We start from the raw sequence: 25951 nt of genomic DNA, 5'->3' as shown, positions 1-25951 counted from the left end.
TCGTGGGCCGGACCCCCCGTCCGTCCGCCCCTCGCTCCGCTCAGCGGGCGGACGGACGGTCCCCCTTCGAGGGGGACAGCTCCCCGACCTGGGAGCGGAGCGACCGGAAGGGGAGCGGGGGGTCGGCCCGCGAGCAATCTGGCATCACTCTAGGCTACCGCACCCGCCCCGGGTTGGCCTTGATGAACGCGGCCCAGTCCTTCGGCGCGCCGGCGGCCGGGCCGGACTGCGCGCGGCGGGCGTGGCAGAGCGCGACCGCGAGCGCGTCGGAGGCGTCGAGCGCGCCCGAGTCCTCCAGCTTCAAGATGGCGCGGACCATGAAGGCCACCTGCTCCTTGGCCGCGCGCCCCTTGCCGGTCACCGCCTTCTTGACTTCGGCCGGCGCGTACTGGGCGACGGGGAGCTCGCGGTGCATCGCCGCCAGCATCACGGTCGCCTCGACGCGGACGAGCTTGCGGAGCGACTGGACGTTCTGGCCCAGGAACGGGACCTCGATGGCCACCTCGTCCGGCAAGTGCCGGTCGGCGAGCTCGACGATCCGGTCGTAGATCGTCCGCAGGCGCAACGTGTGGTCTTGCCCGTCCGGCAGGTCGATGGTGCCGAAGTCGAGGGCCCGCTCGGTCCGCCCGTCGAGCTCGACCACGCCGAAGCCGGCCGTCCGCGTGCCGGGGTCGATGCCGAGGACGATCATGGAGGGGGAGGGATGCGGGACGGAGGGATGGAGGGATGCGGGGGCGGCAGGGGGAGCGCCTCTGCGCATCTCGGCCCGGTCCCCCGCCCCTACCCCTCGTACTCGGCGAGCGCGGCGTCGTTGACCTCGAGCGTCGAGGTTACGGCCTGGACGTCCTGGTGCTCGTCGAGCTGGTCTAAGAGACGGAGGACCGAGGCGGCGGCGGACGGGTCGAGCGCGGTCGTGGTCGTGGGGATCCGCTGGAGGCCGGCCTCGTCGGTCTCGATGCCGGCGGCGGCGAGCGCGGCCTGGACGTCGCCGAACGCCTCGACGGGCGCCTCGACGACGAACACCGGCCCGTCGTCGCCCTCGTTGCGGCGGAGATCCTCGGCGCCGGCCTCGGCCACGAGCAGGAACAGGTCGTCCTCGGTGACGGGCTCGCCGCCCTCGGGCGCGGCCGGCACCTCGAAGACGGCCTTCTGGTCGAACAGGAACGCGACCGAACCCGACGTGCCAAGGTTGCCGCCGGCCTTCGAGAAGAGGCTCCGCAAGTCGGCCACGGTCCGGTTCGTGTTGTCGGTGAGCGTCTCGACGAACACGGCGATGCCGTGGGCCGCGTAGCCCTCGTAGGTCCCCTCCTCGTAGTCGGCCCCCTCGATCTCGCCGGTGCCCCGCTTGATGGCCCGCTCGATGGTGTCCTTGGGCATGTTGGCCGCCTTCGCCTGGTCGACGGCGAGCGCGAGACGGGCGTTCATGTCGGGCGAGCCGCCGCCCTCGCGCGCGGCGATCATCATGTCGCGGGTGATGCGGGCCCAGAGCTTCGAGCGCTTCGCGTCGGCGGCCCCCTTCTTGCGCTTGATCTTCGACCACTTGTTGTGTCCAGCCACGTCGCGTTCGGAGGGTGAGTGCTGGCGAGAAGGTACGGAAGCGGGGTTCGGGGTTCGGGCAAGGTGTCCGTCGTCGGAACCCGCCGCAAGCGATGAGGCCGCGAGCAGCCCGGGACGTTTCCACGGCCGCCGCCCCGCCCTCTCCCCTCCACTCCTTCACGCCTCCGCCAGCGTGCGGACGTGGTCGAGCACGCGGCCGTGGATCCGGTGGAGCACGGCGTCCGACCACAGGCGCCAGTAGGCCGAGGGCCAGATCCGGTGGCGGTACCACGTGGTCCCCTCGAGCCGCGTTCGGCCGCCGGGCAGCGCCGTCAGCAAAAACTGGCCGCGCTCGGAGACGAAGTAGCCGTCGAGGTGGGGCGCGTGGACATCGCCGAACAGGCCGCGCTCGCGCATCGGCGCCGGCTGCTCCAGGACGTCGAACGCCAGGCGGCGGCCGGGCTCCCAGACCGTGATCGGCTCGACGAAGGCGCCCGTCGTGAACTCGCACCGGCGGACGGCCCCGACGCCCGACCCGTCGATCGTCGCGCGGACGGGGTAGGCGATGCCGGTGCCGAACACCCAGTCGTCGGGCGCGGGCAGGTCGGAGAACGCGACCACGTGCCGCCACACGACGTCGGGCGGCGCGGCGATCTCGACGGCCGTCGTCACCGGCGTCAGCGGGGCGACGGGCGGGGCGGCGGCCTCGACGCCGACGAGGGCCGGCACCACGCCGACGGCCCACAGCGCCGGCCGGATCGCCAGCCCGCCGCTCGCGAACAGGTGGCCGAACACGGCGCCCAGCGACGCGAGCGCGTAGGCGATGGGCGCCGCCATCACCAGGCAGATGACGCCCTCCAGCGCGACGACGGCGATCCCGGCCGCCAGCAGCGTCACCGCCAGGCACGCCACGCCGACGGCCTCGCTCATCTCGCGTGGGCCGTGGACTTGGTACAGCATCGCGGCGGCCATCCCGAGCGCGAACGGGACGCCCACGAACAGGCCCCATCCGTACGACGCCAGCGCGTCGGCCGAGACCCAGACCACCCCGAGCGCGCCGACGGCGGTGGCGGCGACCGCGAGCGCAGCGCTCCCTAGCCTGCCCTCGGGCACGACCCGTTCGAGCCACGTCGGCGCGTCGTCGTCGGTCGTGTTGGGTGCGGGGCCGTCGGGCGCGATGGACAGGGCCGTGAACAGCACCAGGTTGACGACCGGCACGAAAAACAGGACCACGAGCCAGGGCGGCAGCCCGACCGTCCGCAGTCGTCGGACGGTGAGCCAGGTCCCGACGGCGATGAACGGGAGCGCCATCGCCACCAGCGACAGCGCGTACGTCCGGGTCTCGGGCGTGAGCGACAGGATCCGCCCGGCGCCGGTCACGTCGAGGTAGCTCCACAGGTCCCACGGGCGCCCGAACACGCCCTCGCTCACCACGCGGTCGGCGAGGTACTTGACGGCGAACAGGCCCAGGCCAGTCGCGAGGTAGGGCCCGCGTCCGAGCGGCCGGCGGAGGAGCGTGTCGAGCGAGATCATGCGCGGAGATCGGCTGGGACCGAACGATACCCCGCGTGCTACCGCCGCGCGATCTCCACCTGTACCACGGGCGACCCCGCCGACTCCGAGACGTCCGCGAGCCGACCGACGAGCCCGGCCACCGTGAACGCGGCGACGGCGGTGAGGCAGAGGAGGACAGGCTTGAGCGCGTTCATGGCGACGAGGTCGATCAGGACCGGTACCCTTGGCAGACTCGTGCCGACGGCCCGACGAGACGGTCTTCTCGCCCGAGTCGGAACGCGAGCGCGCCAGGGGAGCCGACCATTTCAGGCCCCGGGCGCGCCGCCGATGCGCCGGCCGCCGGTGTCTCGCCCCGGTCCCGTCAGCGGGCGACGACGTCGAGCGTGTCCACGACCTCGTCGCCGTCGACGAGGTAGAGCTGGCGGCGGGTGGCCACGGCCACGCAGGCGTGGTTGGGGACGACGAACACGGGGTCGCCCACGTCCCAGATCGACCCGCCCGGCGTGTCCACCCAGCCGTGCTCCTCGCTCAGTGCCGAGACGACGGCGTGGGGGTGCGCGATCATCGTGCGCGGGCTGTACAGGACCTCCCCGAACGTCGCGTGACCTGGCCACGAGTCCGACGTCAGCGCCTTCTTGCCGGCGTCGATGATGACCCGCTCGGTCCCGTCGTCGAACCGCTTTTTCGAGATCACGGTGCCGACGCAGACGAGCGCGCAGTCTTGCAAGCGGGCCGCGCCCAGGGCCACCTGTCTCGCGTCGAAAAAGACGTAGGTCCCGGGGCGGATCTCGGTGATCGTCAGCCCATCGCGCTCGGCGTTCGTGAAGACGGTCGCGCCGGGCGTCGAGCCGACGGACAGCTCGGCGGTGGCCGGGTCGAGCGCGCCCTCGGCCACCAGGAACGCGGCGGCGTCGAGCACCCGGTCCCGCTCGGCGTCCATCACGCGCCGGCGGAGGTCGTCGGGCGACTCGCCAGCGGCGGCCGGTCCGTAAGCGCGGCCCCCGTGCGACAGCAGGCCGACGAGCCGGAGTGCGTTGGCGCCTTGAGCGAACGCGGCCAGCTCGGCGAGCGCGCCCCGGTCGTCCCACTCGACGCCGCACCGGCCGTAGCCGGGGTCGACCTCGATCAGCACCTCGGCCGTCCGCCCGGCCTCGGCGAACGCGGCCGACGCCCGGTGCGCCCCCTCGACCGAGTCGACCGTGAACGAGATTCGGGTGCCACTCGCCAGTGCCGCCAGCCGCTCCAGCTTCCCCGGCCCAACGACGGGCGACGCCAGCCGGACGTCGTCGAACCCGGCGTCGGCGAACGCCTCGGCCTCGTCGACCGTCGCGACGGTGATCCCGCGCGCGCCCCGCTCGACCTGCATCCGGGCGACGGCCGGCGACTTGTGCGTCTTGACGTGGGGCCGGAGCGCGACACCTTGCGCGTCGGCCCGGGCCTGCATCGCGTCGAGGTTGGCCGCGAGCCGGGCGCGGTCGACGAGCAGGGCCGGGGTCGGAAGGTCGGAAACGAGCACGCGGTCGGGGGCGGGGGCCCTCCCCTACCCCACGACCGCGCGCTCAGATCCGAGGGCCCGACCCGAGTTGCGCGGTACAAGCTTCGAGGTCGGGGACGGGGAACGGAAGGCCGGAGACGGGTCCCTCCGGCGGTCCTCCGTCCCCCATACTCGGTCCCGGCGGCTTGTGTGACCTACTTCACGAACCGGATGGTGGCCGGGTAGCGGTACCACTCGCCCCGGTTCGCGCGGCTCGCGCCGATGGCCGTTCCGGCGAGCCACCAGATGCCAACGACGAGCAGCAGCGCCAGTCCGACCATGACGACGATCAGGACGGCGGAGACGAGGGCCGCCAGCGCCATCGTGAGCTGGAAGTTGAGCGCCTCGCGCGCCTGGTCCTCGACGAACGCCGACTCGTCGCGCTTGAGGACGTAGACCAGGAACGGCCCGAGCAGGCTGCCGAAGGGGACCGCGAGCCCGGCGTAGCCGGCGAGGTGGGCGAGCAGGGCTGTCGAGCGCTCCTGCGAGTCGGGCTCGTAGCCCACGAGGTCGACGTCGAAGAGCGGGTCGTCGAAGTCGGAGTCGTAGGGGCCGGTGTGGGGGACGGTGCTGGGCATGGCGGGCGACGGTGTGCGGATGGGCGCCGTACGGGACCGGAGGCGGCGGGGTTACGACGGGCTCGGCGGACGGGACGCAGCACGCGGACACGGCACGCCGTGTCCCTACTACGGGCGCCGCCCGGCGGCGCTACATCGACTTCGGTGCGTCGATGCCCAAGACCGTCAGCCCGTTCTTGAGGACGGTCCGCGTGGCCGTCGCCAGCTTCAAGCGGGCCGTCGCCAGGCCGGTCTCCTCACCGACGATCCGGCAGTCGCGATAGAAGGCGTTGAACGCCGTCGCCACGTCGCGGAGGTAGGTCGCCAGCTTGTGCGGCGCCCGGGCCTCGGCGGCGGCGCGGATCTCGTCGGGAAACTGCAAGAGCGTCTTGACGAGGGCCTCCTCGCTCTCGTGGTCGAGGAGCGCCAGATCGGCGTCGGCCGACGCATCGAGCCCGGTCTCGGTCGCCTTCCGCTCGATTGACGCGATGCGGGCGTGGGCGTACTGGAGGTAAAACACGGGGTTCTTCTCGGACGCCTCCTTGGCCAGGTCGAGGTCGAACTCCAAGTGCGTGCCCGGCGCCCGCATCAGGAAGAAGAACCGCGTCACGTCCTCGCCCACCTCGTCCACCAAGTCATCGAGCGTCTCGTAGGTTGCCTTCCGCGTGCTCATCTTGACCGGCTGCCCGGCCCGCACCAACGTCACGAACTGGTAGACAACCACGTCGATCCGGTCCGCCGCTTCGTCGCCCGCCAGCGCGCGGACGCCGCGGACGACGTCGGGGTAGGTCGCGATGTGGTCGGCCCCGAACACGTCGAGCACCAGGTCGGCGCGGGCCACCTTGTCGAGGTGGTAGGCGATGTCGGGGAGCCGGTACGTCGGCTCGCCGCTGGCCTTGACGAGCACGACGTCCTTGCCCTCCTCGCCGCCGTCTTTCGTGGCGACGGTCTTGCCGAGCGCGGAGGTCTTGAACCACACGGCGCCGTCGCGGTCGTAGACCAGGCCCTGCTCGCGGAGCGTGTCGACGGCGGCCCATACGGGCGCGGGCTGGCCGTCCGCTTCGGCGTAGAGCGTCCGCTCGTTGAACGTCCGGTCCATCTCGACGCCGAGCCGGCGGAGCGTGCCCATGATCTCGTCGAACACGGCGTCGCGGGCGGCGTCGGTGAACGGGCCCTCGTCGGGCGCGTCCAGGAGCGCGTCGCCCCGAGCGTCGGCCAAGTGCTGGGCGACCTCGGTGATGTACTCGCCGCGGTAGCCGTCCTCGGGGAAGCTCTCCGGCACCACGAGCCCGTCCTCCAGCGTCTTCGTCGGTGTGTCGGGGCGGACGATGGCCTGGTACCGCGCGCGGACGCTCTGGCCGAGCACCCGCATCTGGCGGCCGGCGTCGTTGAAGTAGTACTCGCGCGTGACGTCGTAGCCGGTCCACGCGAGCAGCTCGGCGATGGTGTCGCCCAGGACCGCGTTCCGCCCGTGGCCGACCGTCAGCGGGCCGGTCGGGTTGGCCGAGACGAACTCGACGATGGCCGTCTCGCCGGCGTGGTCGGTGGTCCGGCCGTAGGCGTCGCCCTGAGTGAGCACGTCCTGGAGGCCAGTCGTGAGGTGGGCGCTGGCGAATCGGACGTTGAGGAAGCCGGGCCCGGCCACCTCGACGGCCGCCACGCGCGCCGGGTCCACGGCGATGGTCTGGGCAACGGCCTCGGCGATGGCGCGCGGGCTCCGGCGCAGCGGACGCGCCAACTGCATGGCCACATTCGTGGCGAGGTCCCCGTGCGTCGGGTCGTTCGGCGTCTGGAACTCGACGGCGACCGACTGGGCGTCGAAGTCGTTGGGGAGGTCCGGGAGCCCGGCGAGGGCGGCGCGGACGGCGGCGGCGAGGGCGTCCTCCATGATGCGGCGTTGAGAAGCGGGTTGGCGAACGGGGTCGGGTCCCCCCTCACCCTCTGGGGGGCGAGGGTGAGGGGGCGGTCCGGGGGCCGAGGCGCCAGGGAATGCCCCTCACCCTGTCCCTCTCCCGGGGGGAGAGGGGACCTCGCGAGCGACACGAAGCCATTCCCGAACAGGTCCCGAGCGGACCGCCAAGCTACCCAGCACGTACGCCGGGCCCCGACGCCTCGCCCGCTGTTCACAGACAGGCCTCCCCCTTGCCGACGGCCGGCCCCGCGCCACTGAGCGAGAGCGCCGGTATTCCGCGTCGGCCTGCAGGCGCGGGTTACACGGCCTGGCGAGCAGGGCGCGACTCGCGGAAGATGTACCACGCGAATCCGAGTTGGGCCAGGCCGCCGAGCCCGAAGATGGCCCAGTGCAGGATCGACTCGTGAAAGAAGGCGACGACGATGAACGACAGTAGCGCGCCACCTACAGCAGCCTTCGCGGCCTTAATAAGCTTCTCTACTTCCTCGACTCGCTTCGCCGCCGCCAGCTTCGAGAGTCCCGTCGCCTCCATGATGTCGTTGCGGATGTCGAGCGGCCGATCGCCACGGCGGAGGCGCGGTGCGATCTCGTAGAACCCCTCCGGGAGCCGCTGCCCACCGGACATGATGTTCGAGACCGCCCGAGTCTCCAGCAGGCTCCACCGGACGTTCGGGTTCCGAGTCTCGTCGCCAGCGGCGAAGCGCTCGAAAGCGTCCGCTATCACGTCGGCCGAGATGGAGAGGGCTTGGTGATGCGGACCGGCTGGTCCCTCTCGGTACTCCAAAACGTACTCGCCCGACGGCGCCCGCGCAGCTTGGACGAACGCGTCGCCGATGACCAAGATGGCGAAGTCACCGTTGGCGCCACCGATCCCCCGGGCGGCCTTCGCGGCTTCCTTCGGAGACGGGAACCGGACGACACCGCCGGCCTCGGTTTCGAGTTGCATCAGACGAGGCGGTTTGTCGACCGTGTGAGAGGGCCGCTCAGCCGCAGCGCGCAACGACCGGGGCGTGGGACGAGGCAAAGAAAACGCCGCCGCTTGCACGAAGCAAAGCGGCGGCGCGTGCTGTCGGCCTGCAGCGGCAGGTTATGCTGCTTGCTCAGCGGGAGCGAGTTCAGCCTGCTTGGCCTGCTCAACCGCGATGTGGAAGTCAGCGTTCACCGTGAACCAGTCGAGAAGGCAAACCCGGTCGCCCCAGTCAGCAGCGACCTCTTGGAAAGCTCCAAGCAGAGCGGACTCAAGCTGCTCCCTGGTGGCCTCGAAGGCCTCAAGTGTGTAAGAGCGTGTCATGGCGTTACCGGTTGTTCATCTTGAAGAGGAGCCAGCGGCCCTCCCACTCAATGTACAATCCCTCCGGGATTGGTGTTTCGTCGCGGGAGAGAACCTCGGCCACCTGGGCCAAAAACGCGCGCATGTAGTCGGTTCGCGCGTAAATCTTCAAGACGAGGGATGGATGGTCGGTGAAGGTGAGGCGAAGCGCAGCAGTGATCGAGCTGACGAGGAGTTGTAGGCCCTCCTCAGGGGCTGCAATGACCGCGCCGTCTCGATTATCAAGGTCGAGATGCGGCTCGAGCGTGATCTGGAGCAGCTTCAATTGGGGCTCACGCACGCGCTTGTGGGTCACCTCGATGACCGCTTGCGCGTAATCCTTCCCCTCTGCTACGATTCCGTAGTGAAAGCCGTAGGGGCCAGTGTCCTTGTGCTTGGACGCAAACGCCAGGCGCGCTTCGTACATGCTGGCGAGCAAAACGTCCTCGTCGCGCTCAAACGCCTCAATCTGCTTCTCCCACTCCTCCTTCGTCCGGGAGGCAAGCTTGCCCCTGAAAGGCTTGGCGTTGTACATGCTGAACAAGGGCGATTAGGGCGGGGCAGAAGGTAACGAGATGACGCCGAGGCGCAAGCAGCATAACCACCCGCTACGAGTACACCGCGAACTCGTCGCGCTTGGCGTGGAGGTTCAGCGCGATCGCCAGCATGGCCGTGTTCGCCAGCAGCGCCGAGCCGCCGTACGAGATGAACGGCAACGGGATGCCGATGACCGGCATGAGCCCGATCGTCATGCCCACGTTGATCAGGATGTGGACGAGGAAGATCCCCGTCACGCCGGCGATGAACAGCCGGGGCAGCGCGAACCCGGCCTGGACGCCGAGCCCCGCCAGCCGGATCAGCAGGAAGGCGAACACGAGCAGGACCGTCATCGTGCCGAGGAACCCGAACTCCTCGCCGATCACGCAGAAGATGAAGTCGGTCGAGTTCTCGGGGATGTAGGCGAGCTGGGTCTGGGTCCCCTCGGTGAACCCCTTGCCCAGCAGGCCGCCCGAGCCGATGGCCGCCTTGGCCTGGATCACGTGGAAGCCGGCCCCGTAGCGGAACGCCTCGGGGTCGTCGAAGGCGACCAACCGGTCGATTTGGTGCGGCTCGAGCACCCGGAACAGCCCGAACCACGCCGCGACGGCGACCAGCCCCACGCCGACGAACAGCAGCGCCGCCATCCCCTTCGACCGCGTCCACAGCAGCATCCCGACCGTCGCGGCCACCACGAAGATCGCGGCCCACGCCGGGTTCACGATCACGAGGTAGACGGCGGCGGCGGCCGAGGCCGCGAGCGCCATCCACGGGAGCGAGACGGCCCCGCTCCAGAACATCATGACCGGGATCAAGGCCAGGAAGACGAGCCCGGTGCCGGTGTCGTTCTGCATCACGACGAGCACGGCCGGGACCACGATGAGCACGACGGCCCCGACGAGGTAGGGCACGCTCCCGCGCCGGGCCTCCTTCCGCGACAGGAGCGCCGTCACCGCGAGCACGGTCCCGACCTTGGCGATCTCGGCCACCTGCAACCCGACCGGCCCGATGTAGAGCCAGCTTTTGGCCCCGTTCACCTCGCGCCCGAACGCGAGCGCCGCTGCCAGCAGGCCCAGGCAGATCACGTAGGCGACGGGCGCCAGCTTGACGATCACCCGCGCTGGCAACAGCAGGACGATGCCCAGCACGACCGCCGAGATCCCGAACCACTGGAGCTGGCGGTTGAAGTTCTGCTGGACCGACTCGAGCAAGAACTCGCGCGCCGGCCCGTGCGTGGCGCTGTAGATGGCCACCAGCCCGATGCCGACGAGCGTCGCCCACAACGCGAGCGAGACCCAGTCGAGGTTCTTGTACCAGGGACGCATAGGAGGGGAATTAGGGAAAGGGGAACTGGGAAATGGCAGAGGGGGCGGATCAGGCGTCTGCCCGTTCCCATTTCCCCATTGCCCATTTCCCCTCTAGATCCGGCCGACCGAGCGCTGGGCGCGGACGAACGGGATGAGCGCGTTCCGCTGCGGCGACGCGATCCGGCCGCGCATGAACTGCTCGATCATGAGCGACGCGATGGGCGCCGCCGTCGTCGAGCCGTAGCCGGCGTTCTCGACGATGACGCCGACGGCCACCTGGGGGTCGTCGACCGGGGCGTAGGCGATGAACACGGCGTGGTCCTTCCCGCGCGGGTTCTCGGCCGTGCCGGTCTTGCCGGCGACGGTGATCTCGGCGAAGTCCCCAAACGCCGGGATCTGCGCCCGCCGCGCGGTCCCCGCCGTGACCACGGCCGCCATCCCCTCGCGCACGACCTGGAGGTTCCGGGGCTCGACGCCGACCGGCTGGGCCCGCCGCCGCGACGGCGTCGTCGTGACGCCGGTCTCGGGGTCGGTCTGCTGCATCACCAGGTGCGGCGTGACGAGCGTGCCGCCATTCGCGATGGCGGCCGTGGCCCGGGCCAACTGGAGCGGGCTCGACCCCATGTTGCCCTGGCCGATCCCGAGGTTGACCGTGTAGCCCGGGCCCCACCCGGCCGGGAACGCCCGGTCGTAGTACGACGAGTCCGGGATCAGGCCCGTCCCCTGGTTCGGGATGTCGAGCGGGGCGAGCTGGCCGAACCCGAACCGGTGGGCCCAGTCGCCCCACACGTCGAGGTCCATCCGGATGCCGTCCGGGTGCCGGGCGTTGACGAACGTGTCGTTCATCAGCCGGAAGAAGAACGTGTTGCACGAGACCCGGATCGCGTCGCGGACGGCGATGTGGCCGTGGCTCCCGCCGTGGCACCGGTAGAGCCGGCCGAGCACGTAGCCCCCGGCACAGTACAGGTCGGTGTCCTCGTCGATCATGCCCATTTCGAGCGCCCACGCGGCCATGAACGGCTTCCACGTCGAGCCCGGCGGGAGCGCCGTCTGGGTGGCCCGGTTAAAGTCGGGCTGCTCGGGGTTCCGGTAGAGGAAGTCGACCTCGGCCTGGGTGAACCCGTCGCGGTAGATCGACAGGTCGAAGTCGGGGGCCGAGACCATCGAGATGATCCCGCCCGTCTTGGCGTCCATCATGACGGCCCCGCCGCGCTTGTTCACGAACAGGGACTCCGCGAGGGCCTGGACCTTGGCGTCGACGGCGAGCGTGAGCGCGAAGCCGGACTCGGGGTCGACGTCCTCGGCCCCGCCCTCGTACCGCTCGACCTCCATCCCGTGGACGTTCTTGAGCACGAACGCGCGCCCGACGCGGCCCCGGAGCACCGGCTCGTACTCGGCCTCGATCCCCGACTTCCCGATCCGGTCGCCCAGGCGGTAGCCCTGCTCCCGCTTCTGGTCCAGCTCGTCGGCGTTGATCTCGTTGACAAACCCGAGCGCGTGGGTGAGCCGGGCCGGGCCGTGGTACCGCCGCTGCTGGTCCTCGCGGAAGTCGATCCCGCGCAGGCGGTACTGGTTCTCCTGGAGCCGGGCGAACGTCCAGAACGGGACGTTCTCCAAGAGCACGTCCTCCTGGTACGCCGAGCGCTCGGTGATCTCGGCGTAGCGGGCCCGTACCTCGTCGAGCGGCCGGCCGGCCAGCTCGGCCACGAGGGGCAGGTCGGCCTCGTCGAAGTAGCGCGGCGCGACGGTCACGCTCACCGTCGTCTCGTTGTCGACGAGCAGGATCCCGTTCCGGTCGAAGATGTAACCCCGCGCCGGCCGGACGATCTTGGTCTCGATGGCGTTGCCGGCCGCCTCGTCCTGGTACTGCTCCCGGTCGATGATCTGCATCTGGACCAGCCGGGCGCCGAGGAAGGCGACCAAGCCCAGCACGAACACGCTGAACACGCGGTAGCGCAGGCGCGCGTCGTCTTGCGCGGTCTGGGCGAGGACGGTAGGCATGGAGTCCGGGGGGAGGGGCGTTTCGGAGGGCCCTGAGGGGCGGAGCGTACGAACGACGCCTCCGCGCGGTTCGTGCCACACGCGGGTTCTTCCCACGCCCGCCCGGCTCGGGGATCCCCGGACGACGGTCCGGCCAGCTCGCCCCGAAGAACACGCCCGGCCCGGCCGGGTATGTTGGTCTGCTTTCGAGGCGTCGGGACAGGGCGATCCCCCGTGCCCCCCGTGACGCCGCACGGCCCTGGCCCGGCCACTTTCTCCCGCACCGCTTCCCCATGCGCTCTCTCCTCTCGGCCCTGCTCGTCGCCGCGACGCTGGTGGCCCTCGCGCCCTCGGCCCAGGCCCAGTACTTCGGCCGCAACAAGGTCCGCTACGACGACTTCGCCTTCCGGATCCTGGAGACCGAGCACTTCGACCTCTACTACTACGAGGGGATGGAGCAGGCCTCGCGCGACGTGGCCCGGATGGCCGAGCGGTGGTACGACCGGCTCTCGTCCATCCTGGACCACGAGTTCGACGAGCGGAAGTCGATCATCCTCTACGCCGACGACGCCGACTTCCGCCAGACCAACATCGCCAACATCGGCGAGGGGACCCAGGGCGTGACCGAGGGGGCGAGACAGCGCGTCGTGCTCCCGATGGCCGGGACCTACGCCGAGACCGACCACGTGCTGGGCCACGAGCTGGTCCACCAGTTCCAGTACGACATGTCGCAGCGGGCCGGCCGGTTCGCCCAGTTCATCCGGTTGCCGCTGTTCGTGATCGAGGGGATGGCCGAGTACTACTCGGTCGGCCGCGAGGACGCCCTCACGGCCATGTGGATGCGCGACGCCATCTTGCGCGACGACTTCCCGACGATCGGCGAGCTCCAGCGGAGCGGGGGCTACAACGAGTACCAGTACGGCCAGCCGTTCTGGGCCTTCGTCGCCGGGACCTACGGCGACCAGGCCGGCGTCCAGCTGTTCCGGACGGCGCTCGAGATGCCGCTCGACTCGGCGTTGGTGGCCGTGACCGGGCTGCCGCAGGAGGCGCTCTCGGAGCGGTGGGAAAGCGCGCTCCGCGCCCAGCTCGCCCCGCCGGCCGCCGGCCGGTCGGTGCCCAGCCCGCCCCGGACGCCGGACGAGCTCGAGGCCATCGCCGAGCAGCGCCGCGACCGCGCCCAGGCCATCGCCGAGGGCGACCGGCCCGACCGCCCGCGCTACCTCGCCTACCCGGACTCGCTCCCCAAGCTGGCCGCGACGCGGCTGCTGGCGCGCGAGCGCGAGACGGGCGCCATCAACATCGCGCCCCAGCTCTCGCCCGACGGCCGCTACGTGGCCTACCTCTCGGAGCTCGACCTGTTCGGGATCGACCTGTTCCTGGCCGACGCCGAGACGGGCGAGGTCCTCACCAAGCTCGAGTCGGCCACGACGGACCCCCACCTCGACGCGCTCCGGTTTATCGAGAGCGCGGGCACCTGGAACCCCGACGGGACCCAGTTCGCCTACGTCGTGTTCGCCGGCGGCGACAACGAGATCGCGCTCTTGGACGTCGACCGCCGCGACGTTGTCCGCCGGCTGACGGTCGAGGGGATCGGGGCGATCAAGGACCCGTCGTGGAGCCCGGACGGGACGCAGATCGCGTTCGCCGGCGTCCGCGGTGGGATCACCGACCTGTACACGGTCACGCTGGCGACCGGCGAGGTCCGCCAGCTCACGAACGACCGCTACGCCGACCTCCAGCCGGCGTGGAGCCCCGACGGGACCCAGATCGCGTTCTCGACCGACCGCGGGGCCGGGACGGACTTCGTCCGCCTGACGTTCTCGCCGATGCAGCTCGCGCTCTACGACGTCGCCGCGGGCACCGTCGAGACGCTGGACGTGTTCTCGGACGTCAAGCACATCAACCCGGCGTGGGCCCCGGACGGCCGGAGCGTGTACTTCATCTCGGACCGCGGCGGGTTCAACGATGTCTACCGCCTCGATGTCGAGACGGGCGAGGCGTTCCAGGTTACGAACCTGGCGACGGGCGTCGCCGGCATCGCCGACCTCTCGCCCGCGCTCTCGGTCGCCGACCAGACGGGGAACCTCGCGTACTCCGTGTTCGAGGGCCAGCGCTACTCGGTCTACCGGACCGACGCCGCCGACGCCGCCGGCACGGCCGTCGCCGACGACGCCAGCGCCACGGCCGACGTGCTCCCCCCGCTCGACGCCTACGACCGGTCGATCGTCCAGAATTACATCGCCGACGCGACCGGCGGGCTCCCCGAGGCCCAGACCTTCCCGACGCGGGGCTACAGCCCCAAGCTCTCGCTCGACTACATCAGCCAGCCCCAGGTGGGCGTGGGGACCGACCCGTACTACAACTCGGGCTTCGGGATCTCGGGCGGCATCTCGTTCCTGTTCTCGGACCAGTTGAGCGACAACGTGCTCGGGCTCGCGGTCGCGGCCCAGGGCACGTTCAAGGACATCGGCGGCCAGGCGCTCTACCTCAACCGCGGGGGCCGGCTGACGTACGGGGCCCTCGCGGGCCACATCCCGTACCTCCAAGTGTTCTACGACCGGCCGCCCCTCGAAGAGCCGGACGAGGTCGACGTGCTCGGGTTCACGCGGTACTACTACCGGACGTACGTGACCCAGGTCTCGGGCCTCACGTCGTACCCGCTCAACCAGAGCCAGCGGTTCGAGGCCGAGGTCGGGTACCGCCGGCTCGGCTACGACGTGGAGTACGATGCGTACTACCAGACCGGCAGCGGACAGATCGGCATCGAGCGGCGCGAGCTCGACACGTTCCAGATCGACCCGCTCCACCTCGGCCAGGGCGGCGTCGCCTACGTCGGCGACACGTCGCTGTTCGGGTTCACGTCGCCGATCCGGGGCGGGCGCTACCGGGCCGGCGTGGACCTGGTGGCCGGCTCGCTCATGTTCGCGACCCTCACGGCCGACGCGCGGAAGTACCTGTTCACGCGCCCGCCGATTCTCCCCCGCCGCGCTCCGGTCACGCTCGCGGCTCGGTTCCTCCACTTCGGCCGCTACGGCGCCGACGCCGAATCGGGCCGGCTCACGCCGGTCCTGCTCGGCAACCCCCAACTGGTCCGGGGCTACAACCCGCGCTCGTTCGACTCGAACCAGACCTTCGGTGCCTTTGTCGACCGGATCTACGGGAGCCGGCTCGCGGTCGCCTCGGTCGAGGCCCGGCTCCCGCTCCTGGGCGTCCCCCAGCTCGGGCTCATCTCGTTCCCGTACCTGCCGACGGAGCTCGTCTTCTTCGGCGACGCCGGGTTCGCATGGGGCGAGGCCCCGTACTTCGGGATCTCCGGCCCGCCGGTCGACGGCGAGGACCTGGTCTGTGACGTCGAGGTCGTCTGCTACGGGTCGGCCTTCGGCGACCAGAAGCCGATCTTCTCGGCCGGCGTGTCGGCGCGCGTGAACTTGCTCGGCGCCATCATCGTCGAGCCGTACTACGCCCTTCCGTTCTCACGCTGGGAGATCGACGGCGACGTGACGCCGGGCCGCGGCGTGTTCGGGTTCAACATCTCGCCGGGCTGGTGAGCGAGGAATCAGGAAAGAGGAATCGGGAATCAGCGGGCGGGCGTCTGGCCCTCCGCGAGCGACGGCGACCCCCCAGATTTCTGTTTCCTGACTCCTGAGTCCTCTCGTGTACCGCTTGGTCCGCCCGCTCCTCTTCCGGCTCGACGCCGAGGCCGCGCACGGGTGGGGCGTCCGGGCGGCGCGGCTGGGGCAGCGGGCGCCGGGCGTCGTCCGCGCCCTGTTCCCCCGGGCCGACGGCCGGCTGGCGCAGACGGCGTGGGGGCTCCGGTTCGCGTCGCCGGTGGGGCTCGCGGCTGGGTTCGACAAGAACGCCGCGCTCGTGGGCTTCTGGGCCGCGCTCGGGCTGGGCTCCGCCGAGGTCGGCTCGGTCAGCGCCCGGCCGTCCGAGGGCAACGCGCGGCCCCGCGCCTTCCGGCTCACGGCCGACGGCGCGCTCGTCAACCGGATGGGGCTCAACAACGACGGGGCCGAGGCCGTCGCCGCGCGGCTGGCGGCCACCCCTCGCCCGCCCGGGTTCGTGCTCGGCGTCAACGTGGCCAAGACGCACGACCCGGCCATCCTGGGCGAGGCCGGCGTCGACGACTTCCGCCGGTCGGTCCGCCTGCTGGCCCCGCACGCCGACTACCTCGCGCTCAACGTGTCGTGCCCGAACACGGCCGAGGGCAAGACCTTCGAGACGCCCGAGGCGCTGGACGCGCTGCTGGGCGCGGTCCGAGCGGAGCTCGGAGGGCACGGGGCACAGGGCACGGGGCACGGGGCGACCAACGGTTCACCGCCTCTTGCCTCATCCCCCTTGCCTCGTCCCCACGAGCGCCGCGAGCCTCCTCCCGTCCTCGTCAAGCTGTCGCCACCGGCCGCTGGCGGGGTGGACGTGGGGGCCGTCGACGAGCTGGTCGGGATCTGCCTCGGCCACGGCGTCGTCGGGTTCGTCGCGTCCAACACGGCGTCCGACCGGGACGGGCTGAGGACGGACGCCGGCACCCTCGATGGCATCGGCCGGGGGGGGCTGAGCGGGCGCCCCCTCGCGGCCCGGGCGACGGCGCTAACCCGCCACCTCTACCGGACGACGGACGGCGGGGTGCCGATCATCGGCGTCGGCGGGATCGACTCGGCGGAGGCGGCCTACGCGCGCGTCCGCGCCGGGGCGACGCTGCTCCAGGTCTACACCGGCCTCGTCTACGAAGGGCCGGGGCTGATCGGGCGGATCCACCGCGGCTTGGTTCGCCGGCTCGACCGCGACGGCCTGGCCACGCTCGCCGACGCGGTGGGGGCGGATGCGTGAGGAAAGAGGAATCAGGCGTCAGGAATCAAGCGTCAGGAATCAACGAGTGGTCGGGTCACGGCCTCTGTGCTCGACCCCAACTTCTCATTCCTGATTCCTCATTCCTGACTCCTCTCGGAGGCCCGGAACGGTGACCGGCAAGCGACCCGTCGCCCGGGCGCGCCCGGCGAGCACGTCGGCGACGGCCGTCGCGGTGCGCGTGGTCTCGTCGTAGGCGACCACGACGCCGGCCGCGTCGGGCACGAGCGCGGCGGCGTACGGGTTGCCCAGGACGACGAGCACGACCGGCGTCCCCGTCGCCTCCATGTCCTCGACGGCGCGACGCTGGGCCGGCGTCAGGCGCGGCGGGGCGCCCTGCTTGACGCGCAGGTGCATCGCGACGACGGCCACGTCGGCGCCGCGAGCGGCAGCGACGGCGGACGCCCGGCCTCCGCCGCTCGTCGAGACGCGGGCGCGGGCGTCGGGCGCGAGGTCGCGTTCGAGCTGGGTCATCGGCCGGTCGGCGTTGAAGTTGGCGAGCTGGACCAGGGCCACCCGCTCCCCGCGACGGATCGGGAGCGGGCCGGGGCGGACGACGGTCACGGCCGCCTGCGTCAGGGCGTCGGCGAAGCGGGCGCCGCGGACCTCGGTCAGCATCCGGCGCAGGCGACTGCGGTCGGGCGCCGGCGCCGTGTGGAGGCCGAGCCGGGCCTTGGCCCGGAGGATCCGCCGGGCCGAGGCGTCGACCCGCTCACGCGGCAGCTCGCCCCGCTCGACGGCCTCGACGACGTAGCGGATCGCCCGGCGCGGCGACGTCTCGTTGAGGACGATGTCGGCCCCGGCGAGCAGCGGGAGGACGGCCCGGTCGCGCGCGTCGTAGCGGTCGCGGACGGCGCCCATGTTCATGGCGTCGGTGGTGATCAAGCCGTCGTAGCCCAGGCTGTCGCGCAAGACGTCGGTGAGCGCAGCCCGGCTGAAGGTGGCCGGCGTGGCCGTCCGGTCGAGCGCCCGGGCCCACAGGTGCGTCGACATCACGAAGCCGGGCTCGGCGGCGAGGGCCACGCGGTAGGGCGCCAGCTCGGTCGCCCACAGCTGGCGCCAGTCGCCGGGGACCGAGGCGAACGCGACGTGGGTGTCCGTGTCCGTGTTGCCATGCCCGGGGAAGTGCTTGAGCGTCGCCCACACGCCGTGCGCCTGGGCCCCGCGGACGTAGGCCGCCGCCAGCTCGCCGACGCGCTGGGGGTCCTCCCCGAACGACCGCGTGTTGATGATCGGGTTCCGGGCGTTGTTGTTGACGTCGGCGACCGGCGCGAACAGGACGTTGACGCCCTGCGCCCGCGCCTCGAGCGCCGTCACGGCCCCGCCGACCTCCGCCAGCGCCTCCGAGTCGGCCGCGCCGTAGGCCATGGCCGCCGGCAGCTCGGTAAAGTTGGACCGCCGCGTGCCGACGCCCCACTCGTAGTCGGCCGTGATGAACAGCGGGACCGGCGCGCGCGCGCCTAACCGGGCGACGACCGCGCGGACCTCCTGCGGCGGCGTCCGCCGGTTGACGTGGAACCCGCCGACGCCCAGCCGCGCCAGCCCGTCGGGGTCGCGGACGGCGCCGAGCTCGACGACGAACAGCTGGGCCACGCGCTCCTCCAGCGTCATCCCTTCGAGCGTCGCCTCGGCCCACCGCTCGGCTTGGGCGTCGGGCACGCCGGCCGGCGCCTCGAACCCGGCGTACGGGGCGAGCAGCGAGTCGACGAGCGCCTGGCGGGCGGCGTCGAGCGAGTCGTCGCGGGCCTCGGCGACAGGGCCGGGCCGCACCGGCACGGGGGGGGTGCGATCCCAGCCGGACACGCCGGCCAGTCCGGCGACGAGGGCGGCGGCGAGGGAGAGGGCGAGGCGCATGCGTGGGGAAGGGCCGGGTATCTTCGAGATCGGCTGGCGTCTCTGCTGGCCGCGGCCCGTCGGCCCCGCCCCCGTCCGTGTGATGATAGACCGCCTCCGAGGCGAGTGGCAAGGACTCCGCGCCGCCGTCGCCGGCCTCTCCCCCAACGCCCGACGGGCCGCGGTCGTGCTCCTCACCGCGACCGTCCTGGTTCTGTTCCACCTCCAGGTCGGGAGCCGGCGCGTCTACCTCGACACGCTCGACAACGCGCTCGGCTTCGCCGACCCCGCGTTCGGGTCGTGGGCGTGGTGGTTCGGGATGCAGGGCGTGCTCGGGTTCGTGGTCCCGGCGCTGATGCTGGTCGTCGGGTTCCGGCAGACGCCGGCCCAGGCGGGCTTGGGCCTCGGCGACTGGAAGCTGGCGGGCGGGCTCGCGCTGGCCTACCTCCCGCTCGTCGTCGTCGGGACGTGGGTGCTGTCGGACGGGATCGCGTTCCAGGCTCAGTACCCGCACTTTTTCGGGGCCAAGACCGACTGGGGCGTGTTCCTGGGCTATGAGGCGCTGTTCCTGTTCTACTGGATCGGGTGGGAGTACCTGTGGCGCGGGTTCGTGCTGTTCGGGACGGCGCCGGCGCTGGGGGCCCCGCTGGCGATCGTGGCGCAGACGGTCCCTTTCGCCATCTTGCACGCGCAGAAGCCGCCGGCCGAGGCCTACCTCTCCATCGTGGGCGGGCTCGCGCTCGGGGCCTTGGTGTGGCGGTGCCGGAGCTTCTGGATCGCCGTCCCGATCCACGCCGCCCAGATGCTGGCGCTCGACCTGTTCTGCACGCTTCGCTACCGGACCGGCGCGAGCGGGGTCGGGCTCGGCGCGCTGGCGGAGGCGCTCGGCGGGCTGGGCTGACTTGGACTGGAGGACAGCGTCCCCTATTCTTCCAGTGGTCCTCCACCGGCCGCATGCGTCTGCTCTTCCTGCTCGTCCTCCTCGTCTCGACTGTAGGGGCGCAGCCGGCCCTCGTCCCGGAGCTCATCTCCGATCAGGAGACCTACGCCTACGGCGAGACCATCACGCTCCGGTACACGCTCACGAACGAGGGCAACGCGGACTACACGTTCGAGTCGTCGTCGACCTGCGTCGTCGGCCTGACGTACGGGACGCTGTCCTTGCCGACCGTCTGCACGGCGGACAGCGTGCCGTACACGATCTCGCCCCAGCAGACGCTGTCCTACGTGTGGATCTTGCCACCCGCCGAGCTCGGCGTCCCGGAGACCGGCGGGGAGCAGACGGTCTGGGGTTACCTCGGTATAGGCTGGGCAGAACCGCCCTCCACGCATCCAACCGCAGCGTCGGCGACGTTCGAGGCGCCCCGCTTCCTCGGCGGTCCCCTCTCGGTCGGGTTCGACGCCGCCGATGCGGACTCGGTCGCCGCGCTCCGCGAGTCGCTCGGTGGCACGGTCACCTACTCGGTGACCTACGCAGACGGTTCGAAGTCGGAGCGGTGGGTCATCAACGGCGTGGCTCTCGCCGACGCCATCGCCACGCTCGAAGCCAGCGACGTCATCCAGTGGGCGGAGCGCAGCATCCAGGGCGACTTCAGCTTCGCCACGGCCAACGAGGCCGCCCCCGACCGCGCGCGGCTGACCGCGCCGGCCCCGAACCCGACGGCCGCCCGGGCGACGTTCACGCTCCGCCTCGGCCGCACGGAGGCCGTCACCGTCGACCTGTCGGACGCGCTCGGGCGCCGCCTAGCCGTTCTCCACGACGGACCGCTGGCGGGCGACGTCGAGCACACCTTCTGGCTCGAGGCACAGACGCTCCCGGCCGGCGTCTACGTCGTCCGCGCCGTCGGCGAGACGGTCCGCCAGTCGCAGCGCGTGACGATTGCTCGGTGAAGGGGACGGGCCCGGCTAGCCCTCGACGTACCGAGCCACGAACGCGGCCGGCGTGACGACGGGGGTGCCCTCGACAGCCTCGGGGAAGTGGCGCCTGTTGCCGTCACGAGCACGTCGGCACGTCCGTCCACGGCGAGTTCGACAACGCGGTCGTCGTCAGGGTCCGAGCAGACGGCGAGCCGAGAGGTCACGTGAACGAGGGTCGACGCTGCAGAGACCTCGGCGACGAACAGACGCCGGCTGGCCGAGCTCAGGTAGCGGTCGAACTTGGTCCGCCCCACAAATCGGTCGCCGAACTCCTCCAGCGTCCCTGGCGACGCGAGCAGGGTCCCGTGGTCGAGGACCCATTGGAGCACGCGCATCGAGACCCCATGAGGCGTGATGCCGGCACTGATCAGGACGTCCGTGTCGAGGACGACTCGCGTCTCACCCATCGCGGTCGAAGTCGCCACGGAGCAGCGCCGCGTCGTCCTCGTCCGTCCACCCGTTCGCCCGAGCCTCGCGGCCCAGCGCGTCGGCAATCCGCCGGATCCGAGCGGCAGGCGTGTCGTCTGGCCGGACAGCCTCTCGGACGTAGTCGGTCACGAACTGGGTGATCCGGTCGCGCGTGTCGGCCGGAGCCCGGCGGAAAGCGGCGGCCGTCGCGTCGTCGACCTCGATCTCGATAGGGAGCGTCGTCATGGCAGGCGGAGGGGGACGTCTCGGGCTCCAACGTACCGCCCCGCCGGTTCGCTCCCCTACGGCCCCAGCCGGACCGTCGCGAGCGGGGTCGGGCTCGGCGCGCTGGTGGAGGCGCCTGGCGGATTGGGCTAGCGCCCGACGTAACGCTCGACAAACGCGGCTGGCGTGACGACGGGAATGCCGCGGATGTCCGCCGGAAAGTCGCGCGTGTTGCCGGTGACCACCACGTCGGCGGCTCCGTCGAGGGCCAGCTCCGCGAATCGGTCGTCGTCCGGGTCGCGGCAGAGCGCTAGGCGCGTGGTGACGGCGACGACCTCCGAGTCCTCGATGACCTCCACGACGAACTCCTCCCGGCTCTCCTTGGGGAGGTACCTGTCAAACTTGTCGCGGCCCACGAAGCGGCTACGGAACTCCTTCACCGTCTCCTCGGACGCGAGCAACGTGCCGTAACGGATCACCCACTCGACCAGCCGACGAGGGCCCCGGTCCCGAAACAGCCCTGCACTGATGAGCACGTTCGTGTCGACGACGCACCGCGGACTACTCATCGTGGTCGAGGTCTCCGCGGAGGAGCGCCTCGTTCATCTCCTCGGTCCACCCGTTCGCCTCTGCCTCCCGGCTGAGCCGATCAGCGATGGCTGCAAACGAATCGGCCTTGCGCGCGCGCGCTCGTCGGTCGGCCAACTCCTGACGGATGTGCTCGGCGACAGACTGCTCGATGTCGGCACGTGCGGAGGCAGAGGCCTCGCGGAAGGCGGCGGCGGTCGCGTCATCGACGGGGATCGGGAGCGTCGTCATGGCAGCGAGAGCAACGGGACGATCCAACGTACGACGCCGCCCACTCGCTTACAGCCCCAGCCGGACCGTCGCCAGGTGCATCAGCGCCGTCCCGAACGGCTCGACCACGGCCGTGTAATCGACGCGCAAGTCGAGCTCGCCGACCCGCTGCTCGATCCCGAACCCGGCCGACGGGCGGAGCTCGCCGGCCTCGCCCGCCCCGATCCGGTCGAGCCCGAGCCGGGCCGCGAACCCGTCGGTCAGCCAGAGCTCGCCGCCGACGCGGCCCTGGACGTCGGCGAGCGTCACGTCGAGCGTCGTCGAGGTCTCGGCCGGCGAGGTCCCGGTCACCTCGATGCCGCCGGGCCGCCGGGTCTCGAAAGGCTGGACGAACAGCTCGGCCTCGGCGGCGACGGTCACACGCGGACGGCCCGCGCCCCGGTCGCCGACGGCGTAGGCCGCGCCGCCCCGGACGCGCGTCGGGAAGTAGTCGGTCGCCGATGCGCTCGCCGAGCCGGTCGAGCTCCACTCGTAGCGCGCGAACAGGTCGTCGACGACGAGCCCGGCCGAGAGCCGGTCGCCGAGCTGGGCCGTTGCCCCGAGCGAGATCCCGATGGCCGTCGGCGCGCGCGTGCCCTCGAACAGCTCGTTCCGGTACAGCCGCAGGCCGACGCCGGCCGAGACGCGCTCGGAGAACTGGGTCCCGAACGCGGCGAAAAAGGCGTACTCGTCGGCCCGGAGCGTTCCGTCCTCGTTCTGGCCGTCGGTCGGGACCCCGCTCGCATCGCGCCCGTCGATGTTGTCGACGCCGCCGTGGACGACGCCGCCGGCGAACCCGGACCGCGGGCGGAGCGGAGCCGAGACCTGGACGGCCTCCCACGAGCGGTCGAACGCCAGCCGGCCGGCCGTCAGCTCGACGCCCTGGGCCGGCGCGAACGGGGCCAGCGCCGGGTTGAGGAACGGGCTCGCGTAGCCCGAGCGGTCAGCGACTTGGGACGGGACCGCGAGCGACCGGGCGCCCATGCCCATCCGCGCGAACGCGCCCGCGCCCTGCGCCACGGCGGCGCCGGCCGTCGCCAGCAGCAGGCCCGCCAGCACGGCGATCCGCCGGCCCGTGCCCCGTGCCCCGTGCCTTTGTCCCATCGAGCCGCTCATTGGATGACCAGGATGCGCCCCGAGAACCGCTCGGCCCCCGCGTCGACGGTGTAGATGTAGGCCCCATTCGCGACGCGCAAGCCGCCGTCGCTCTGGCCGTCCCAGAACACCTCGTTGGGGCCGGCCGGCCGGCCCGGCGCGTCGAGCGTCCGGACCAGGTTCATGGCCACGTCGAACACGCGGACGGTGACGTCGGCCGGCGCGTCGAGGTCGAGCCGGACGCGCACCTGGCCGTTGCGGGGGTTGAACGGGTTGGGGTAGGCGTAGACGTCGACCGTCCTGTCGTCGTCGCCCTGGGCTTGGGGGCGGACGTCGGCGCGGAACAGCTCCCAGGTGCGGGCCCCGTCGGTGCTCTTGAGCAGCCCGTCCGGCGTGCCCGCCCAGACCACGCCGGGCGTGGTGGCCACGGCGCGCACCGTCGGGCCCGACAGCGGGAGCGGCCGGCCGTCGGCCGCGCGGAACACGCGGACGACCCGCCACGTGGCCCCGTCGTCGTCGGAGACGTAGAGCCCGTCGCTCGCGGCGACGTAGGCGCGCGTCTCGTCGAAGGCCACGTCCTCGGCCACGACGCCCAGCAGGACCGTCTCGAACACGGCGAACCCGTCGGCGTCGTCGCCGCGCCAGACGGCCACGCCGTTCTCCTCCTCGTCCGTCGTGAACGGGTTGCCCGAGTTCCGACACACGGCCCACACCTCGTCGCGGCCGTCGGCGATGGGGCGCGTCTCGAGCGCGAACACCAGGTTGCCGGGGAGCGCCCCGCCCAACAGCGCGTCCGTGTAGCGGACCCATGCGAAGTCGTCGGCGCCGGGCACGCGGACCGAGCGGTTCAACCCGCCCAGCGTCCCTGCCCAGACGGTCCCCGCCTCGTCGACGACGACCGAGTACGCGACGAAGTTGGTGGAGAACTGGGCGAAGACGGGCAGGTCGGGATCGTCGTCGATGAAGAACAGCGGCTGGCGGACGTCCGGGTTGTAGAGGAAGTCGTAGGGCTCGCGGGGGTCGAGCACGAACAGCGTGTCCGGCGGGAGGACGACGGGCTGCCAGGTGGCGCCGAGGTCCGTGCTCCGGCGGAGCCCGGCGTACTCGTTCGCCGAGTAGACGGTGTCGGCGCCGGCCGTGAGCGCGACGTCGAGCGGGGCCGAGCCCTGCGTGATCGTGGCCGGGAATGCCGGCAGCGTCGAGACGCCGTAGGTGACGGTCGAGTCGAAGCTCGAGTCGAGCGCGGGGGAGCGGTAGGTGTAGCTCGCGCCTCGGTCGGCCGAGACGGCGAAGCCCGCCGCCGTCTGGGGCGGCCGGTCGGCGTCGGCCGTGACGTCGTTGAACCCGAGCCCAACGACGACGACGCCGTTCCGAGCGTCGACCGTGAACACGCGCGTGTTCACGGTCGTGGGCGGGTCGAAGGCCGGGGCGAGACCGGGGACGGAGACCCTCCCGTCCGGGGTGATCTGGACCAGGATCGGCCCGGCCCGCAAGACGCCCTCGTCGGCGTCGAGCACGGCGACACCGTTGCGGGCGCCGGCGGGGAGCAGCGTGGCCGTGCCGGCGCCGGTCTCGACGGTCTGGGCCCCGGCGCCGCTCGCGACGGCCAGCAGGGCGAGGGCGAGGAGCGCGCGCGTCATCGGACGGTGAAGGCGTAGGGCGCCGGCTCGCTCTGGGCCCCGGCCCGGTCGATGGCGACGAGGTCGAGCGCGTAGGTGCCCGGCTCGAAGTCGGCGGTCACCTCGATGACCGCCGTGTACCGGCCGTCGTCGGCCGTGGCGTCGCTCTCCTCCCCGTCGTCGAACAGCCGCCCGATCACGCCGCCGGTCTCGGGGTCGACGGCGACGACGGCGCGGACGTTCTCGCGGCCGTCGGGGTCGGTGACGGTCGCCGTGAACGGGAGCCTCGCGACGCGCCCTTCCGCCGGCCGGGCCACCGAGCCCGGCGCGCTGGCGACGACGGTCGGCGGTCCCAGGTTGGCCGCGGCGAAGTCGAGCACGGCCGAGGCCTGGTCGCCCGCGCGGCCGTCGGCCCCCTCGGTCGTCACGCGGACGCTGTACGGCCCCACGGCCCCGCGCGGGAGCACGACCGGCGCCTCGACGCGGAACGCGCCCCCAGCCACCTCGGCGACCGTCTCGGTCACCAGCGAGTCCGTCTCGGCGTAGCGGACGAGCACCCGGACCTCGACCGGCCCTTGGGCGTCGAGCGTGCCGGTGACGGCGAGGGGGACCGTCGCCCGCGGGGCGTCGGTGTCGAGGGCGAACGCGGTCGGCGTGAGCGCGACGTCGGCGAGCGCTGGTCGCGGGACCTCGTCGGCGAACCCGGGCGCGGCGTCACACCCGGCGAGGGTGAGGGCGACCAGGGCCACGACGGGCCGGAGGGCTACGGGCATCGAACGGGAGAGAGACGGCGTAGCGGTCCGGCGGGTCGCGTGGGGGCGGGTGGCAGGCGCCGAACCTACCGCCGCTCGCGGGGCCAGACACGGCGGATCGGGCAGGGGGCGTCGGATTCCCCCTTTCCTCGCACCGTCGCCGGGCCCGTCCCCAGGCGAACCCGTCTCCCTCCCCTCGTCGTCCCGAGAGACCCGGCGGCCCGGGGCGC

At 71.9% G+C, this 25951-nt stretch carries 24 protein-coding genes; 4 read left to right on the top strand and 20 right to left on the bottom strand.

The genetic code is table 11. The features are described from left to right. Window positions 1-154: 154 nt before the first annotated feature. The 12 genes from ruvC to mrdA all read right to left on the bottom strand — a co-directional run bounded on the left by ruvC (window position 155) and on the right by mrdA (window position 12208). Window positions 155-691, bottom strand: a complete 537-nt coding sequence (gene ruvC, locus ACOOHE_RS04685; protein WP_420456641.1) for a crossover junction endodeoxyribonuclease RuvC — start codon at window positions 689-691, stop codon at window positions 155-157. Between the two features lie 89 nt (window positions 692-780). Next, window positions 781-1557: a YebC/PmpR family DNA-binding transcriptional regulator gene (locus ACOOHE_RS04680; RefSeq protein ID WP_420456640.1), complete on the bottom strand. Its 777-nt coding sequence runs from the start codon at window positions 1555-1557 to the stop codon at window positions 781-783. A gap of 156 nt (window positions 1558-1713) precedes the next feature. Beyond that, complete coding sequence (locus tag ACOOHE_RS04675; RefSeq protein WP_420456639.1) at window positions 1714-3069, bottom strand: SRPBCC family protein; 1356 nt, start codon at window positions 3067-3069, stop codon at window positions 1714-1716. 38 nt (window positions 3070-3107) lie between these two features. After that, on the bottom strand, window positions 3108-3245 hold the full coding sequence (locus tag ACOOHE_RS04670) for a hypothetical protein (RefSeq protein ID WP_420456638.1): 138 nt from the start codon (window positions 3243-3245) through the stop codon (window positions 3108-3110). A gap of 167 nt (window positions 3246-3412) precedes the next feature. Next, window positions 3413-4567 (bottom strand): alanine racemase, encoded by a 1155-nt coding sequence (locus ACOOHE_RS04665; protein ID WP_420456637.1) that lies wholly within the window; start codon window positions 4565-4567, stop codon window positions 3413-3415. Between the two features lie 173 nt (window positions 4568-4740). Further along, window positions 4741-5163, bottom strand: coding sequence for a DUF4870 domain-containing protein (locus tag ACOOHE_RS04660; protein ID WP_420456636.1), 423 nt, complete (start codon window positions 5161-5163; stop codon window positions 4741-4743). A gap of 130 nt (window positions 5164-5293) precedes the next feature. Then, on the bottom strand, window positions 5294-7030 hold the full coding sequence (argS, locus tag ACOOHE_RS04655) for an arginine--tRNA ligase (protein WP_420456635.1): 1737 nt from the start codon (window positions 7028-7030) through the stop codon (window positions 5294-5296). A 322-nt stretch (window positions 7031-7352) separates the two neighbouring features. Continuing rightward, window positions 7353-8000 carry a hypothetical protein gene (locus tag ACOOHE_RS04650; RefSeq protein WP_420456634.1) on the bottom strand — a complete coding sequence of 216 codons (648 nt, stop codon included), beginning with the start codon at window positions 7998-8000 and terminating at the stop codon, window positions 7353-7355. 141 nt (window positions 8001-8141) lie between these two features. Further along, window positions 8142-8345 carry a hypothetical protein gene (locus ACOOHE_RS04645; RefSeq protein WP_420456633.1) on the bottom strand — a complete coding sequence of 68 codons (204 nt, stop codon included), beginning with the start codon at window positions 8343-8345 and terminating at the stop codon, window positions 8142-8144. Window positions 8346-8349: 4 nt separating this feature from the next. Then, complete coding sequence (locus tag ACOOHE_RS04640; protein ID WP_420456632.1) at window positions 8350-8898, bottom strand: hypothetical protein; 549 nt, start codon at window positions 8896-8898, stop codon at window positions 8350-8352. 73 nt (window positions 8899-8971) lie between these two features. Beyond that, complete coding sequence (locus ACOOHE_RS04635) at window positions 8972-10225, bottom strand: FtsW/RodA/SpoVE family cell cycle protein (protein WP_420456631.1); 1254 nt, start codon at window positions 10223-10225, stop codon at window positions 8972-8974. A gap of 93 nt (window positions 10226-10318) precedes the next feature. Beyond that, window positions 10319-12208, bottom strand: coding sequence for a penicillin-binding protein 2 (gene mrdA / locus ACOOHE_RS04630; protein ID WP_420456630.1), 1890 nt, complete (start codon window positions 12206-12208; stop codon window positions 10319-10321). A 272-nt stretch (window positions 12209-12480) separates the two neighbouring features. On the opposite strand from mrdA, the gene ACOOHE_RS04625 reads away from it, so the two are divergent. Both ACOOHE_RS04625 and ACOOHE_RS04620 read left to right on the top strand, forming a co-directional pair. Continuing rightward, window positions 12481-15735, top strand: coding sequence for a peptidase S9 (locus ACOOHE_RS04625; protein WP_420456629.1), 3255 nt, complete (start codon window positions 12481-12483; stop codon window positions 15733-15735). 106 nt (window positions 15736-15841) lie between these two features. Continuing rightward, complete coding sequence (locus tag ACOOHE_RS04620; RefSeq protein WP_420456628.1) at window positions 15842-17017, top strand: quinone-dependent dihydroorotate dehydrogenase; 1176 nt, start codon at window positions 15842-15844, stop codon at window positions 17015-17017. 84 nt (window positions 17018-17101) lie between these two features. Here the strand turns inward: ACOOHE_RS04620 and ACOOHE_RS04615 are convergent, their stop codons facing one another. Next, window positions 17102-18889 (bottom strand): glycoside hydrolase family 3 protein, encoded by a 1788-nt coding sequence (locus ACOOHE_RS04615; RefSeq protein WP_420456627.1) that lies wholly within the window; start codon window positions 18887-18889, stop codon window positions 17102-17104. 82 nt (window positions 18890-18971) lie between these two features. On the opposite strand from ACOOHE_RS04615, the gene ACOOHE_RS04610 reads away from it, so the two are divergent. Both ACOOHE_RS04610 and ACOOHE_RS04605 read left to right on the top strand, forming a co-directional pair. Next, window positions 18972-19769, top strand: coding sequence for a CPBP family intramembrane glutamic endopeptidase (locus ACOOHE_RS04610; protein WP_420456626.1), 798 nt, complete (start codon window positions 18972-18974; stop codon window positions 19767-19769). 53 nt (window positions 19770-19822) lie between these two features. After that, on the top strand, window positions 19823-20758 hold the full coding sequence (locus ACOOHE_RS04605) for a T9SS type A sorting domain-containing protein (RefSeq protein ID WP_420456625.1): 936 nt from the start codon (window positions 19823-19825) through the stop codon (window positions 20756-20758). Here ACOOHE_RS04605 and ACOOHE_RS04600 read toward each other — a convergent pair. The 7 genes from ACOOHE_RS04600 to ACOOHE_RS04570 all read right to left on the bottom strand — a co-directional run bounded on the left by ACOOHE_RS04600 (window position 20695) and on the right by ACOOHE_RS04570 (window position 25742). After that, window positions 20695-21192 (bottom strand): putative toxin-antitoxin system toxin component, PIN family, encoded by a 498-nt coding sequence (locus ACOOHE_RS04600; protein WP_420457599.1) that lies wholly within the window; start codon window positions 21190-21192, stop codon window positions 20695-20697. The two genes, ACOOHE_RS04605 and ACOOHE_RS04600, sit on opposite strands and share 64 nt — an antisense overlap. Further along, window positions 21185-21439 carry a hypothetical protein gene (locus tag ACOOHE_RS04595; protein ID WP_420456624.1) on the bottom strand — a complete coding sequence of 85 codons (255 nt, stop codon included), beginning with the start codon at window positions 21437-21439 and terminating at the stop codon, window positions 21185-21187. The genes ACOOHE_RS04600 and ACOOHE_RS04595 overlap by 8 nt, the downstream gene beginning before the upstream one ends. A 128-nt stretch (window positions 21440-21567) precedes the next feature. Beyond that, entirely contained in the window at window positions 21568-21987 is a 420-nt protein-coding gene (locus ACOOHE_RS04590; RefSeq protein WP_420456623.1) for a putative toxin-antitoxin system toxin component, PIN family, read from the bottom strand. Beyond that, window positions 21980-22237, bottom strand: a complete 258-nt coding sequence (locus tag ACOOHE_RS04585) for a hypothetical protein (protein WP_420456622.1) — start codon at window positions 22235-22237, stop codon at window positions 21980-21982. Before ACOOHE_RS04585 ends, ACOOHE_RS04590 begins: the two co-directional genes overlap by 8 nt. Window positions 22238-22285: 48 nt before the next feature. After that, entirely contained in the window at window positions 22286-23359 is a 1074-nt protein-coding gene (locus ACOOHE_RS04580) for a hypothetical protein (RefSeq protein ID WP_420456621.1), read from the bottom strand. Window positions 23360-23367: 8 nt separating this feature from the next. Continuing rightward, complete coding sequence (locus tag ACOOHE_RS04575; RefSeq protein ID WP_420456620.1) at window positions 23368-24990, bottom strand: FlgD immunoglobulin-like domain containing protein; 1623 nt, start codon at window positions 24988-24990, stop codon at window positions 23368-23370. After that, window positions 24987-25742 (bottom strand): choice-of-anchor X domain-containing protein, encoded by a 756-nt coding sequence (locus ACOOHE_RS04570; protein ID WP_420456619.1) that lies wholly within the window; start codon window positions 25740-25742, stop codon window positions 24987-24989. The genes ACOOHE_RS04575 and ACOOHE_RS04570 overlap by 4 nt, the downstream gene beginning before the upstream one ends. Window positions 25743-25951 lie beyond the last annotated feature (209 nt).

The organism is Rubrivirga sp., assembly GCF_965213695.1.
In the GTDB taxonomy this organism is placed as follows: Bacteria; Bacteroidota; Rhodothermia; order Rhodothermales; family Rubricoccaceae; genus Rubrivirga.
This window is presented reverse-complemented; position numbering and strand designations above follow the sequence as displayed.

Bases quoted from the DNA above. Each gene is read 5' to 3' on its own strand.
- ACOOHE_RS04625 (WP_420456629.1), top strand. From the start codon at position 12,481: ATGCGCTCTCTCCTCTCGGCCCTGCTCGTCGCCGCGACGCTGGTGGCC.
- mrdA (WP_420456630.1), bottom strand. From the start codon at position 12,208: ATGCCTACCGTCCTCGCCCAGACCGCGCAAGACGACGCGCGCCTGCGC.
- ACOOHE_RS04590 (WP_420456623.1), bottom strand. From the start codon at position 21,987: ATGAGTAGTCCGCGGTGCGTCGTCGACACGAACGTGCTCATCAGTGCA.
- ACOOHE_RS04610 (WP_420456626.1), top strand. From the start codon at position 18,972: ATGATAGACCGCCTCCGAGGCGAGTGGCAAGGACTCCGCGCCGCCGTC.
- ACOOHE_RS04615 (WP_420456627.1), bottom strand. From the start codon at position 18,889: ATGCGCCTCGCCCTCTCCCTCGCCGCCGCCCTCGTCGCCGGACTGGCC.
- argS (WP_420456635.1), bottom strand. From the start codon at position 7,030: ATGGAGGACGCCCTCGCCGCCGCCGTCCGCGCCGCCCTCGCCGGGCTC.
- ACOOHE_RS04605 (WP_420456625.1), top strand. From the start codon at position 19,823: ATGCGTCTGCTCTTCCTGCTCGTCCTCCTCGTCTCGACTGTAGGGGCG.
- ACOOHE_RS04600 (WP_420457599.1), bottom strand. From the start codon at position 21,192: ATGGGTGAGACGCGAGTCGTCCTCGACACGGACGTCCTGATCAGTGCC.
- ACOOHE_RS04670 (WP_420456638.1), bottom strand. From the start codon at position 3,245: ATGAACGCGCTCAAGCCTGTCCTCCTCTGCCTCACCGCCGTCGCCGCG.
- ACOOHE_RS04675 (WP_420456639.1), bottom strand. From the start codon at position 3,069: ATGATCTCGCTCGACACGCTCCTCCGCCGGCCGCTCGGACGCGGGCCC.
- ACOOHE_RS04580 (WP_420456621.1), bottom strand. From the start codon at position 23,359: ATGGGACAAAGGCACGGGGCACGGGGCACGGGCCGGCGGATCGCCGTG.
- ACOOHE_RS04645 (WP_420456633.1), bottom strand. From the start codon at position 8,345: ATGACACGCTCTTACACACTTGAGGCCTTCGAGGCCACCAGGGAGCAG.
- ACOOHE_RS04595 (WP_420456624.1), bottom strand. From the start codon at position 21,439: ATGACGACGCTCCCTATCGAGATCGAGGTCGACGACGCGACGGCCGCC.
- ACOOHE_RS04585 (WP_420456622.1), bottom strand. From the start codon at position 22,237: ATGACGACGCTCCCGATCCCCGTCGATGACGCGACCGCCGCCGCCTTC.
- ACOOHE_RS04635 (WP_420456631.1), bottom strand. From the start codon at position 10,225: ATGCGTCCCTGGTACAAGAACCTCGACTGGGTCTCGCTCGCGTTGTGG.
- ruvC (WP_420456641.1), bottom strand. From the start codon at position 691: ATGATCGTCCTCGGCATCGACCCCGGCACGCGGACGGCCGGCTTCGGC.
- ACOOHE_RS04570 (WP_420456619.1), bottom strand. From the start codon at position 25,742: ATGCCCGTAGCCCTCCGGCCCGTCGTGGCCCTGGTCGCCCTCACCCTC.
- ACOOHE_RS04660 (WP_420456636.1), bottom strand. From the start codon at position 5,163: ATGCCCAGCACCGTCCCCCACACCGGCCCCTACGACTCCGACTTCGAC.
- ACOOHE_RS04640 (WP_420456632.1), bottom strand. From the start codon at position 8,898: ATGTACAACGCCAAGCCTTTCAGGGGCAAGCTTGCCTCCCGGACGAAG.
- ACOOHE_RS04575 (WP_420456620.1), bottom strand. From the start codon at position 24,990: ATGACGCGCGCGCTCCTCGCCCTCGCCCTGCTGGCCGTCGCGAGCGGC.
- ACOOHE_RS04650 (WP_420456634.1), bottom strand. From the start codon at position 8,000: ATGCAACTCGAAACCGAGGCCGGCGGTGTCGTCCGGTTCCCGTCTCCG.